The following is a 13,080-nucleotide window of genomic DNA, read 5'->3' as shown; positions in this document are numbered from 1 at the left end:
CCTAATGATCGTGCCGCCATAATGATTCAGTCGCTTTCATTTTAGCAGAGGAGGTATCGCACACTTTTTGCAGTGCTGCTAAAAACCGTTCATTTTGTTCAGCGGTGCCGATTGTGACGCGAATATGTTTTGGCATGCTATATGCGGTTAGCGGTCGTACAATCACACCTTCGTGCAACAGCTTTTGATAGACGGCTGCGCCGTTTTCTACATCAATGGTGATAAAATTTCCAATTGAAGGAATATAGTTAAGTTGCATTTTTTGCAACCCTTCCTCAAGTTGCCGCATACCCTGATGGTTAAGCTGCACACTTTTCTTCACATGCGCATGATCCATCAGCGCCGCACAGGCAGCCCTGGAAGCAAGGGTGTTCACATTGAAGGGCAGTCGTGCACGATTCAATATATCAGCAATATCCGGCGACGAAACGGCATAACCTAATCGCAATGCCGCAAGCCCGTAAATTTTTGAAAAAGTCCGTGTGATGACGAGATTGGGGTATTCGCTTAAATACTTGAGCGCATCGGGATAATCTGTTTTGGCAATATATTCTGAATAGGCTTCGTCAACGATCACGAGCACATGCGAGGGAACAGATTGCATCAGCCGTTTAAAATCATTTTCATTAGTATAGGTGCCAGTGGGATTGTTAGGGTTAACCAAAAAAAGCAAACGGGTTTGATCGTCGATGGCGGCGATCATTTTATCAATATCGTGGCCCCACTCACGGGCTGGCACCATTTTTATATTGCCATAACTTTGTACAAGAATTTGAATGGTCAGAAATGCATATTGAGAGAGAACAGCATTGCTGGCTGGATCCAGATAAGCTTTAACAATCAGTTCCAGAACATTTTCCGAGCCGTTTCCTATAGTGAGCTGCTCCGGTTTAACAGATAAAAAATGGGAAAGCGCCTGTTTTAATTCAAAGCAGGCGCCGTCCGGATAAATATGCATATGCGGTAAAGCTTGTTGGGCAGCGAGAAGCGCCTGAGGACTAGGGCCAAGCGGGTTTTCATTACTCGCCAGCTTGATGGAAGAAGTGATCCCTAATTCACGTTCAAGTTCTTCAACCGGTTTGCCAGGTTGATAAGGAGTCAGGCTGCTGATTTTGGTATTGGCTAGTGAACGGAAATCCATTTTCATAATGATTATCCTTTTACATCTGCAGAGGCTTCTTCTGGCCATGCCTTAACGAAGGCAGGATGTTTTTGACAGTTTGCATCAATGCGCACAAGTGTAGGATAGGCACCCAGATCAAAAGCAAACCGTCTGGCATTGAAAAGCTGCGGGACCAAACAGATATCAGCCAAGGTAGGCTGATCGCCAAAACAATAGGACATGTTTTGATGATGCGAGAGAAGTTTTTTCTCTAACGCATCAAGGCCTATTTTCATCCAGTGATGATACCAGCTATTTTTTTGCTCCTCGGGTAGTTTTAAATGGCTCATCAAATATTTCCAGACTCGCAAATTATTAAGCGGATGCAGATCAGCAGCAATGGCAAGCGCAAACGATCTGACCAGACTTTTTTGATAGGGATCTGCTGGTAAAAGCGGCGGAGAGGGATGTGTTTCATCCAGATATTCAATGATGGCCAGTGATTGTGTTAGCACCTTGTCGCCATCCTGTAAGGAGGGAACCAGCTGCTGCGGGTTGATTTTTTGATAAGCGTCAGAAAATTGTTCGCCGCCGTGATTGATGAGATGAACCGGCACCGCCTGGTAGTCCAGGCCTTTGAGATTGAGAGCGATGCGAACACGAAAGCAGGCGCTGGATCGATAGTAGTCATAAAGTTTCAGCATATTTCTCGCGCTCCTTGACGGTTACTACTCTTTGATCAATTGCGCCAAAAATAGAGATTTGATCATGGTCAAACATTTCAATACGCACACGATCGCCAGGCTGCATGAATGGAGTAAGTGGTTTTCCCTTTTCAATGGTTTCCAGCATGCGTTTTTCAGCGATACAGGATGAGCCTTTGGACCGATCATAATTTGAAACTGTGCCCGAACCAATAATGCTACCGGCTCCTAGTTTACGTGTTTTGGCTGCGTGCGCGATCAGTGTGGGAAAATCGAATGTCATATCAACACCGGCATTAGGGCGACCAAATAATTTTTCATTCAAATGTGTCACCAGCGGCAAATGCACTTTTTTGCCGTCCCATGCTTCTTTTAGTTCATCCGGTGTGACAGCCACGGGTGAAAAAGCACTGGAAGGTTTGCTTTGAAAAAAACCAAATCCCTTGGCAAGTTCATTTGGGATCAAATTTCGCAGGGATACGTCATTGACTAGCAGAAGCAGACAAATGGCTGCTTCTGCTTCCTCTTGATTTGCACCAGCGAGGACGTCGGTTGTAATAACGGCCACTTCTGCTTCGAAATCCAGCCCCCACTGTGCGTCAAGCAGAGGAATATCATCATGCGGGCCAAGAAAGGTGTCAGATCCGCCCTGATACATGAGCGGGTCTTGCCAAAAACTTTCCGGCAATTCTGCCCCGCGTGCCTTGCGTACCAATTCGACATGATTGACGTAGGCGCTGCCATCAGCCCACTGATACGCTCGTGGAAGTGGTGATGCAATGGCTTGTTCCTGGAACGCGATCACGCCCTTTATTTTATCTTCGTTAAGTTCACGATAGCGGGTTTCCAATAACGGCCTGCAGCTCTGCCAGTCATCCAGTGCCTGCTGCAGGGTTGCGGCAATATCAGGCACTAACACAGCGCGGGTCAGATCCTTACTGACAATCACCAATTTGCCGTCACGCGTTTTATCTTTAAGCGAGGCGAGTTTCATGATTTTTCCTCTTCTTTTTCCTGTTCCAGCGTTAACACGCCGCGGCGTATCTGGTCAAGCTCAATGGACTCAAACAATGCACGGAAATTACCTTCACCAAAGCCTTCGTCGCCTTTGCGTTGGATAATCTCAAAAAAGACGGGCCCCAGCATGTTTTGTGTGAAAATTTGTAAAAGTAATTTTTTTTCTCGCTGTGTTTCGCCGTCAATTAAAATGCGGAATTTTTTTAATTGTTCTACAGATTCGCCGTGCTTGGGCAGGCGTTTATCTATCAATTCATAATAAGTATCAGGTGTATCCAGGAATGCTATTCCCTGCTTGCGTAATTGGTTAACACTTGTGTAAATGTCTTGGGTGCCCAATGCAATATGCTGAATGCCTTCGCCATTAAAATCCTTTAAGAATTCTTCAATTTGAGATTTATCATCGGATGATTCGTTTAAGGGAATGCGAATTTTTCCACAAGGGCTTGTCATCGCTTTGCTTTTTAATCCTGTCAGCTTGCCTTCAATATCAAAGTAACGAACTTCCCTGAAGTTGAAAATGCGTGTATAAAAATCAGCCCATTCTAACATATTGCCACGATACAAATTGTGAGTGACATGATCAATATAAGTTAAGCCTGCTCCCTGATTTGCAGAAACGTGCACCTGTAGAGGAGAAAAAAGATGAGCATAGTTTGATAAATTATTTCGGTAGTCTACAAAATAAATCAAGCTGTTGCCAACGCCATAAATAGCTGGCATGTCATAGGCCACTGTTTCTCTTGCAGGTTGATAAGGCGTAGCGCCGCATGCAAGAGCATGCTGATAAGCGAATTTAGCATCATTGACGCGAAACCCCATAGCCGAGACGGAGGCGCCATGCAAATCAGCAAATTGGCTTGCCATGCTGTTTTTGGTTAGATTGATAATAAAGCGGATATCATTTTGCTGATAGATAGTTACGTCGCATGTTTTATGCTGCGCAACGGGGACAAATCCCATGGTTTCGAACTGATTAATAAGTTTTTGCGGGTTGGTCGTTGTAAATTCAAGGAAATCGAATCCATCAGTGCCTGCAGGATTATGGGTATGCATGAGTCACTCCTTATCATCCAGTTATTCACTAGGCGAATCATTCGTCATAGTATGTCAGAATGTTAATAAATCAAAAGACGCATGTCACGCAGGAATAACGGAAATTTAGCTGATTCATGACGTTTCGTAAGAAAATGTTAATGTAAACGCTGCACGCCCCTCAAACTATGCCATCTAATCTTATGATTTTAAATCAAATTCGATCATTGTATGCCTTAACACTTTGATAATAATCATATACATAAGCTGCCGTATAATTTGTTACTCAATATAACAATAAATAGCATACAAAACGCGGTGAGCAGGATGGATAGCAGAATAGAAATGCCCGATGTGCGCCAAAGAGAAATTTTTGGAAAGCTCATTCTTTTTTTAAAAAAATATCCCAACAACCGCGATACCAACGCTGAACAATATCATCATTTGCTTCATTGGATGGAGCACAAGGGTTATTGTGACGGATCGGCCGGAATATGGCTTTTTGTCAATTGGGCAAACGAAAATGCTCGTAACGGAAAAAACAAGCATGACTTGGCGTGGTTTAAGAAAACACGTCAAGAAATTGTTTCATGGGATGGCTCAAATAACTTGTCTGTTGAACAGCAAAACGAATTTGACGCTTATCTAAGCTTTGCAGAATATATTCAAAATATAAGGCGATATAGCTCCGAAGCACACGGCGATTTTCACAAAATCCTGTTCGATCAACCTGCGGGACCCGAGCTTAATTATGCTTTGGGCGGAATGTTTACCCTCGCCGAACTGGAAGATCGTTTTGAAAAAATGTTCCAGGCAGGGATGTTTGAAAACCAAATGACGCTGCTGAGTTCTCATCATCATGATACAGCGCTATTTAGTATCAAAGGGAAATATTACTATTTTGATGCCAACTCGCCCACGGGAGCGGTAGAAATTGCTAATGGTACCGAATTGGCCAGATGTTATTTCAATATGAATCGCCTGGAAAAAGAAGCATCTTGCCCGGTAGGGATGCGTATCATCGGTTTTACTCCGCCTAAAAAAATCATTAAACAGACAGACCTGATAAAAGATACCCGCATCATTACAAATAAAATACCAAATTTAACTTATGGATCTGGCGTTTATGAGAAAACAGCATTGGATATGGCAGTATGGGTAGGAGATGAGGCATCAGTTGACTTTTATTTGCAATCAGGCGCTGATGTGAATTTTTCGACTGCACAGAATAGTACGCCTTTTAGAAAAGCGATTTATCAAAACCGGAAACGGATTATTGAAAGGTTATTGGAGACTGATAAGGTAAATCTTAAACCTGAGTATTTTTACCTTGCTGCCCAACATCGCGCTACTGAAATATTAGCAATGTTATTAAAATATGAAGGCAAAAAAGAAGTGAATTACAGTGTGTTGCTGGAGGCTGCTATTACAAATGATGATGAAGAAACCATTCAATTGCTACTGGCATACGGCGCTGATCCTTTCAGCAAAGCTGTTGCGAAAAAGCCTCTCATTCAACTCGCTGTTGAGTTAGGATATGTTAATGCGCTGGAATTATTGCTCATTTCGTCTTCGAAAAAAATGTCGCCAGCTGAGCTGACCAGAAGGCTGAATCAATTTGACTTGCTTGAACTGGCTGTAAGGAAAGGCCACCCTCTAAGCACTCAATTGCTATTACGTTATGGCGCTGATGCGAATCGACGGATTGCATGGCAGGAGAAGAGCCTGCTGCAGTTTGCTTTAGAGCAAGGTGACGCTACAACAGCGAATGTGCTATTGAACGAAGAAAAAATAAACATTAACCAATTGGATAAAAATGGCAAAACAGTATTAAACGCAGCTTATGAAGGCTTCACTGTGCTGAAAGAACGGCTTGAATATCAGGAACAAGCACTCATGCAGCTCGAATTCACCATTAAAAAAGAGGGCTTGATAAGCCAGCAGAAAGAAAAAAAATGCGTGATTAAATGTTTGAAAGAAGAGTGTCATGAATTAGAAAAGTTAATTCAGCGGCTCGATAGGCATGAGCAATTTGATGTGGTTCCTGCCTTTTATTTTGCGATTAAAAATGGGCTGGTGAAACAGATGGAGCAATTGCTTGAAAATCATGATGAATTGCGGCTGGATAAAGGCGCTTTGATAGTTGCAACATCGGCAGGATCAGTCGGCATAATTGAGCGTCTCTATACACTGGGCTTCGATTTAAATGGATATGTTTCCAAAAAAACGCCTCTGCTTGTGGCAGTTGATATGCAGAACATAGAAGCAGTAGAAAAATTGCTGAAGCTAGGGGCTGATCCGAACTTTATAAATCAGGATACCTTATTTACTCCGCTCTATATGGCTGTGCGCAATGTTGATATGGTTCGTTTACTGCTAAATTATGGGGCGAATCCTAATAAAGGAACGCTATCTGGCACGACTCCGCTCGCAGCAGCGATCAAAATTGGTCAACTGGATGTTGCTGAGGTTTTAATAGCGGATGGAAAAGCGGATATTAATGCAGTTGATAATAGCAATCTTGCTCCTCTGCACATTGCAGTCCAATCTCGGAGCCTGAGCAGCGTTAATTTTTTGCTAAAACATCATGCCAATATCCATATGCGAAACGGTGACAAGAAATCAGCCTTGCAGCTAGCTGCGGAAAATGGATGGGATGATATAACACGGTGTTTAATCGTCCACCTTGCCCAATTAAATCAATCAACCATATGGCATATCATTGCCGAAAATAATCTGATAACTTTGCTAAAGCCGGCTCAATATGAATATGGTTATTTCATCAATGAAACGGACAGGGGAAATGGTGAAACAGTGTTGCATGTCGCTGTTCGACAAAAAAATATTAAGATGATTGAGCTGCTTCTGGCGAATGGGGCTTTACCGGATCGAATGGCGAATAATGGTAAAACACCTATTGACCTTGCTTTTGAGAGCGAAGACACTGAGCTTGCGTTTATCTTACTAAGAGGCAGTCTCAATCCAATTAGAATGCTATGTGAAAAAATCCTGAAAGAGGGCAAGCAATGCACACTCTCCAATTCCCTTCTTTCACGGTTTATTACTGATAGCAATAATAATGAATGTCTGTTAAACAAGGCTGAATTGAAGATAGATTTTGCCGAACTTCAAGCATTAGCTATTAAAGCAAAAAAATTCGAGATTGCTGCTGTTCTGATCAAGCACGAGATGGCGATATTCGACTATCCAGCGCCAACTATACTGCATCTTTGTGTAGCACGTGATTATCCGGTTCAGCTATTTGATCTGCTGCTTCATGAGAGCCCAGAATTGCTTATGCAATCTAATCAAAATGGGTTGACTCCTTTACAGCAGGCTGTCAAGTGCAAGAAATTTGAAAAAGCTGCTTATTTGATATCCTACTACGGTTTGGAATTGGAAAACGATATTCCTCAGAATAATGAAATAAAGCTTTTATATTTTGCCTGCGAGACGGGGGACAAGGTATTGCTTAGTTTATTATTAGATATGGGAATTAATATCAATATCGTATCAAAAAGCGGGCTCAGTCCTTTAGCGGCAGCATGTAAGAACGGTCATGACGAGATTGTGGATATGTTGCTGGACAATAAAAGAGGAAATGGCCCTGCGCTTGTATATGGCGAGGCAGAAGATAGGAGCCATTATTCTCATCTTAAACAACTCGCTAGGGATAAGCCTTATTTGCTGGATCGTATCCGCATACGAGGATACCTTGAAAAAAGAACAGGCAGAGGAAAATATACAGGATATGGGTGGGTGTTGGGCCGTACAGAAACGCAAAAAACAGGTGCTGCAAGGGAAGTGGAAGTGATGATTAAGTCAAGATCCTGTAATGAAACTCTTTTTAAAACTAGAAGCGCTGATTTAACCAAAGGCAAGCTGGGTAAGAAAATTGATAAGTTGCTCTGCGTGAAGCGCAGCTAAAAATCTGCCTAACAGAAAAATATTATAGGTCAAGATTTCACGTTGCTGCTCGTGTGATGACGCGTTGTGCAGCCTGCTGCCATCCTTGATAGAGCGTCTCGCGCTTAAGCTCTGCCATTTGAGGATAATAGCGGGCATTGCTCCGCCATAAACGTGCTATCTCATCCAGCGAGGGATAAAGACCTATCTGCAGGCCAGCGAGATAAGCCGCCCCCAGTGCGCTTGTTTCAACGCAGACAGGGCGCTCGATTTCCAAGCTCAACATGTCAGATAAAAATTGTAATAGCCAATTATTTGCGGCCATGCCGCCATCCACACGTAATGTTTCCAGGGTAGAACCAGAATCGTTTTGCATCGCTGTAAGTAAATCACGCGTCTGATAACCAACGCTTTCAAGGGCGGCCCGCGCAATGTGTTCCCGTCCGCTGCTTCGTGTCAGTCCGAGTAATGCGCCTCGCGCAGCTGGATCCCAGTAAGGAGCGCCCAAGCCGGTAAAAGCAGGTATCAGATAAACGCCGCCTGTATCAGTAATGCGCTTAGCGAGCTCTTCCGTTTCGGTTGCATGGCTTATAATTTTCAGTACGTCGCGCATCCACTTTATGGTGACACCCGCTGAAAAGATGCTGCCTTCCAGACCATAAGCTGTTTTATTACTAATGCGGTAAGCAATGGTAGAGAGTAATTGGTTTTTAGACTGAATGAGCTGCGAACCTGTATTTAGCAGCATAAAGCAGCCGGTACCGTAAGTCGCTTTCACCATGCCTGGCAAAAAACAAGCTTGGCCAATGGTTGCAGCCTGTTGGTCGCCGGCTATACCAGCGATGGGAATGGATTCGCCCAGGATGTCTGAATGTATATTGCCAAAATGCGCTGCATTATCTAATACTTGAGGCAGCAGATTTGACGGAATAGTGAATGCTCGTAATATTTCATCGTCCCACTGTTGAGTTCGGATATTAAAGAGCAAAGTGCGTGATGCATTTGTGATATCAGTGGCATGCACTTTTCCCTTGGTTAATTTCCACAATAAAAAAGTATCGACTGTGCCAAATAATAATTCCCCGCGTTCGGCGCGATCACGGGCATAGGGAACGTTGTCAAGCAGCCAAAGAATTTTAGTTGCGGAAAAATAAGGATCTAATAACAATCCAGTTTTTTCTTGCAATGAAGCGTTGACAGGATGGCTGGCATATCGCTCACAAAGATCACTGGTACGCCTGTCTTGCCAGACAATGGCAGGATAAATGGGTTTTCCAGTATGCCTATCCCAAATAATAGTCGTTTCACGCTGATTGGCGATGCCAACTGCGGCAATGGATTTGGCGGAGAGGCTTATTTTTTTTAATGCTTCCTGGCAGCAGGTAACAGTATTGTTGAACATTTCATCGGGACTTTGTTCAACCCAGCCGTTATAAGGAAAGCGCTGTGTCAAAGGCATTTCATGTTGGCTCACGGGATTTCCAAGCTGATCGAAAATGATTGCCCGGCTATTGGTTGTACCCTGATCAATTGCAAGCAAGTAATGTGGCATCGAATTTGTCTTTATCTTTATGTGTTCATTTTTGATATACCATGCCAATCGGAAGACGGCGGATCGGCTTTATAATGTTCACAACGTTCAATAAAAATGGGTGCAAGCGTGTCTGCCGGATAGATCGCCAGACAATTTTTAAAATGAGCGATGGCTTCATCCCATTGTCTGTGTTGATAAGAAGCAAATCCTTTTTCGAAAGTAATTCGATAGGTATCAACATCAAAGGGAATATCGCGTTTGCTATCACTTAACAGCTCGTAAACACAGCTGCTTCGCATTTTACCTTTTACGGCTAAGCAGTCAACAAGTCGTAGCACAAATGCGTCTTTAATTTCTTCGTAAACGGTTTCACTTACCATGATACGCGTCTTGTAAAGCTTGTTAATATTTTCTAGCCGGCTAGCCATATTAATCGTGTCGCCTAACGCCGTATAGTTCAACCGTTCGGATGATCCCAGGTTGCCGACAACCGCTTCTCCTTTGTGAATGCCGATCCGTGTTCTGAGCGCCGGTTTTCCCTGTTGTGCCCATTGGGCATTCAACTCATCCAATTTTTTCTGGCACCGTAGCGCAGCGTGCGCAGCTTGGTGACAGGGCATGTCTACAGGTAGAGGCGCTCCCCAGAAAGCCATGATGGAGTCACCAATATATTTATCAATTGTACCTTTTTCTATGATGATAATTTGTGATAAATCTTCAAGGTAATCGCAGAGCTGGGTCATTAATTCATTAGGATCCATTATTTCAGCAATGGTGGTAAAGTTTTCAATGTCAGAAAATAACACCACCAGCTCTCTTCTGACGCCGCCTGCGCGAATATCTTCACCGGATTCTATCAATTGCCGAACTAATATTTTGGGCACATATTTCTGGAAGGATTTTAAGCCTTTTTTCATGGATTGAATCGCGTTTCTTAATACGATTACTTCCTTAATGCGCGATTGAATCGGAATATCATGATCGAGGTCAAAATGCTTTATTTGGTCTGTTTCCTGAACAAGTAATTTGATCGGCTTGACGATACGGGTTATCAGGCCAGAAACCAATATGATGCAAAGCGTCAACACGCTCACGCTAATTATAATCGTAATAAGATTAACTTTTTGCAGAGCTTCCGTAAAATCCTTTTTTGGAATGACAACGCCAATGTGCCAACCGTACTCAGCAAGGTCGGGAACCGGTTCATAAGCCACCAGATAATCTTCGCCATCCTGCTTAATAGTTAATTCTTCTCTGCTGGTTTTCTCATAAAGCGCAAATGACTTTTTGATGACAGGAATAGGTACTCGATGGATGCTAACGGGATGAGCAGGGGAGAGGGGAGTATTAATGAAAGGTTTTATTTTTGGATAGGCAATGAGATTTTCATTGCCGGAAATAATAAATGAAAAACCATGGGGGCTGATTTTCTGGTGGGTAATAAATTGGGAAAGATAATCGAGGCTAATGTCAATACCAAATGCGCCTATAAATTGGCCCTGCTTGTTGAATACAGGCGCGGCAGACGTAATTCCTGGTTGATTTAGAACCTCAAACAAATAAACGTCTGTCCAGATGGGCCGTTTTGCTTTTTTGGCTTTGACATACCACGGACGTCTACGAGGATCGAAGCTAAGATCATCTGATGAAACGCTTCTGATAATTTGCCCTGTTGGATTGCGATAAAGAATAATGTGTGTCGCAGGCAAGGTGCGCCGCGTATAAATTTCAGTAACAATACTGCCATCTTTGGCTTTTTCGGCGTAGATAAAGTCACCATGTTCATCGCCCCAATAAACCGCGAGAGCAAGGGGCAGGTTTTTTAAAAGGTAGTAAGTATAAGGTATCAGCTCTTCCTCATTATCTTTTAAAACACCTTCTTCCATAAGATGTGCACTAAACTGGCTTTCCAGTTCTGCCGGTCGGATGGCAACGTTCAGTTCTTGCTGTACTGCGGCAGAGGAATAGCGCATGAGCGCGAGTGACGTAAAAGTCAAGGTATCCATAAAACGGATAGAAGTTGCCAGGATGATGGACAGGGCGGAGACAAGGAATAAAGTGACAAAAATGAAAAGAATGCTGAAGCGGAGGGTAACGACCAAGTGCTTGAGCTTGTGGATAAGCGATTGAATCATGATATTCCTTTACGGGCGTTTTTCCGCTGCAGAAGCTTTTATTGTATTAAAAATTCACAACTGTTGTAAGAGCAAAAGCATTCTTTTCCGGTGTTTCCAATAGAAAATAATCGGAAAGTAAAGAAAGCTGCTTGCTAATCTATTGATTTGTTTATAAAAATTGAATTATGATTTCCTCTTTCACATCAGAATTGAGATCGTTATACTGGTTTGTTCATCATCCACATGCTCCATGAGTATGATAAAAAATAAAGGCATTCAAAAATGATCACAGCGCTATTTGACCTCGTTATTTTAATTTTGTCGATTGGCTTGTTGTACGCATTAAAGCAGCAAAAAATCCAATTAAGCCTACGTATCCTGCTGAGTTTGGGTCTGGGGGTCATCTATGGGTTGTGTTTAAAATTATTGCCTGAAAATGGGATGCGGATGGGCATCGAAAGTACGCTGCATTTTATGGGTTATGGCTATCTCGCCTTATTAAAAATGCTGGTCATACCGCTTATCCTCACGTCCATTATTCATGCCATTTTAAATTTGGGAACAGGGAATGGTACGGTCATCAAGAAAATGAGCTTTTTTGCCTGCGGGATGCTATTGGGGATGACAGCTGTTGCATCGCTAATTGGAATTATCATTGGAAAATTATTCGCTGTGGGCCAGGGCATGAGTTTGCCTGAAATTGCTGAATTGCCCAAACATAACTACACAGGATTAGTGGACACACTGCTTTCCATGCTGCCCAGCAATCCTGTTGCAGTGATGGCGAAAGAAAACACGATTGCGGTGGTTCTATTTGCTGTCTTGCTAGGCCTTTCAGCTCGTATGTTGGATAAGGCAGATCATGACAAGATGGAAACCTTCAGCCAATTGATTGCCTCGTTGTTTGCTATTGTAAAAAAACTGGCAGTTCTGGTACTTGGCTTAACACCGTATGGTATTTTTGCCCTGCTGTCACTCTTACTTTTAAATCAGGGAAGCGGGCTGCTGACGGGTATTATTAACTTTATTGCAGCCATGTATACCGCGATGATCATTGTATTTATCATGCACAGCGTTATCCTTATTTTCGCCGGTTATCATCCTTGGGAATATCTTAAAAAAGCGTCTACGGCTTTATTTGTCGCCTTTACCACCCGATCAAGTTTTGGCACCTTGCCTGTCACGGAAGAAACGCTGCGTGATAAATTTAAAACCAGTCAGGTAACCGCGACTTTTGTGCCGAGTATCGGCGCAACGATCGGCATGAATGCCTGTGCGGGTGTGTTCCCTGCTATGCTAGTTGTCATGACACTTACGATTATGCATCAACCTCTCACTTGGGATTTGGTATTGATGATCATGTTTATTAACGCTGTGGCTTCGTTAGGTATTTCAGGTATTCCTGGTACAGCATATATTGCCGCGACGGTGACCTTAACCAGTCTCAATTTGCCTTATGCAATTGTGGCACTTGTGCAGGGTGTCGATCCCATAGTTGATATGGGCAGAACAGCTGTCAACGTGAATGGCGCTATTACCACTGCGCTGGTGGTGGACAGGATAAGTGTCCCTGATAGGCAAAATGAATTTATTGAAATTACGTCAATAGAAGACAGCCCGGCGTGACAGTGACCGCATAACCCTTGATGCTTGCGGAATAGAAGT

Annotated in this window: 8 protein-coding genes; 2 read left to right on the top strand and 6 right to left on the bottom strand. The window is 43.1% G+C overall.

Features of this window, described 5'->3' with window-relative positions:
* Window position 1: 1 nt before the first annotated feature.
* From hisC to hppD, 4 genes are read right to left on the bottom strand one after another with little or no spacing between them, the layout of a single operon-like run.
* The gene (hisC, locus tag AQUSIP_RS10965; protein WP_114834367.1) at window positions 2–1,147 is read right to left on the bottom strand and encodes a histidinol-phosphate transaminase; all 1,146 of its coding nucleotides are present in this window, start codon (window positions 1,145–1,147) and stop codon (window positions 2–4) included.
* Window positions 1,148–1,152: 5 nt separating this feature from the next.
* Complete coding sequence (maiA, locus tag AQUSIP_RS10960; protein WP_114834380.1) at window positions 1,153–1,803, bottom strand: maleylacetoacetate isomerase; 651 nt, start codon at window positions 1,801–1,803, stop codon at window positions 1,153–1,155.
* Complete coding sequence (locus tag AQUSIP_RS10955; RefSeq protein WP_114834368.1) at window positions 1,790–2,800, bottom strand: fumarylacetoacetate hydrolase family protein; 1,011 nt, start codon at window positions 2,798–2,800, stop codon at window positions 1,790–1,792. Before AQUSIP_RS10955 ends, maiA begins: the two co-directional genes overlap by 14 nt.
* Entirely contained in the window at window positions 2,797–3,879 is a 1,083-nt protein-coding gene (gene hppD, locus AQUSIP_RS10950; RefSeq protein ID WP_114834369.1) for a 4-hydroxyphenylpyruvate dioxygenase, read from the bottom strand. The genes AQUSIP_RS10955 and hppD overlap by 4 nt, the downstream gene beginning before the upstream one ends.
* A 306-nt stretch (window positions 3,880–4,185) precedes the next feature.
* On the opposite strand from hppD, the gene AQUSIP_RS10945 reads away from it, so the two are divergent.
* Window positions 4,186–7,785 (top strand): ankyrin repeat domain-containing protein, encoded by a 3,600-nt coding sequence (locus AQUSIP_RS10945; RefSeq protein ID WP_114834370.1) that lies wholly within the window; start codon window positions 4,186–4,188, stop codon window positions 7,783–7,785.
* 37 nt (window positions 7,786–7,822) lie between these two features.
* Here the strand turns inward: AQUSIP_RS10945 and glpK are convergent, their stop codons facing one another.
* Window positions 7,823–9,316 (bottom strand): glycerol kinase GlpK, encoded by a 1,494-nt coding sequence (glpK, locus tag AQUSIP_RS10940; protein WP_114834371.1) that lies wholly within the window; start codon window positions 9,314–9,316, stop codon window positions 7,823–7,825.
* A gap of 17 nt (window positions 9,317–9,333) precedes the next feature.
* Entirely contained in the window at window positions 9,334–11,433 is a 2,100-nt protein-coding gene (locus AQUSIP_RS10935; protein WP_114834372.1) for a cache domain-containing protein, read from the bottom strand.
* A 264-nt stretch (window positions 11,434–11,697) separates the two neighbouring features.
* Here AQUSIP_RS10935 and AQUSIP_RS10930 point away from each other — a divergent pair, with 264 nt between their 5' ends.
* Window positions 11,698–13,041, top strand: coding sequence for a cation:dicarboxylate symporter family transporter (locus AQUSIP_RS10930; RefSeq protein WP_114834373.1), 1,344 nt, complete (start codon window positions 11,698–11,700; stop codon window positions 13,039–13,041).
* Window positions 13,042–13,080: the final 39 nt, after the last annotated feature.

This window comes from Aquicella lusitana, assembly GCF_902459475.1.
GTDB classification, from domain to species: Bacteria; Pseudomonadota; Gammaproteobacteria; order DSM-16500; family DSM-16500; genus Aquicella; species Aquicella lusitana.
This window is presented reverse-complemented; position numbering and strand designations above follow the sequence as displayed.

What these genes read in the sequence shown, in the direction of transcription:
- hisC (WP_114834367.1), bottom strand. Translation starts at nt 1,147, where the DNA reads ATGAAAATGGATTTCCGTTCACTAGCCAATACCAAAATCAGCAGCCTG.
- AQUSIP_RS10955 (WP_114834368.1), bottom strand. Translation starts at nt 2,800, where the DNA reads ATGAAACTCGCCTCGCTTAAAGATAAAACGCGTGACGGCAAATTGGTG.
- hppD (WP_114834369.1), bottom strand. Translation starts at nt 3,879, where the DNA reads ATGCATACCCATAATCCTGCAGGCACTGATGGATTCGATTTCCTTGAA.
- AQUSIP_RS10945 (WP_114834370.1), top strand. Translation starts at nt 4,186, where the DNA reads ATGGATAGCAGAATAGAAATGCCCGATGTGCGCCAAAGAGAAATTTTT.
- glpK (WP_114834371.1), bottom strand. Translation starts at nt 9,316, where the DNA reads ATGCCACATTACTTGCTTGCAATTGATCAGGGTACAACCAATAGCCGG.
- AQUSIP_RS10935 (WP_114834372.1), bottom strand. Translation starts at nt 11,433, where the DNA reads ATGATTCAATCGCTTATCCACAAGCTCAAGCACTTGGTCGTTACCCTC.
- AQUSIP_RS10930 (WP_114834373.1), top strand. Translation starts at nt 11,698, where the DNA reads ATGATCACAGCGCTATTTGACCTCGTTATTTTAATTTTGTCGATTGGC.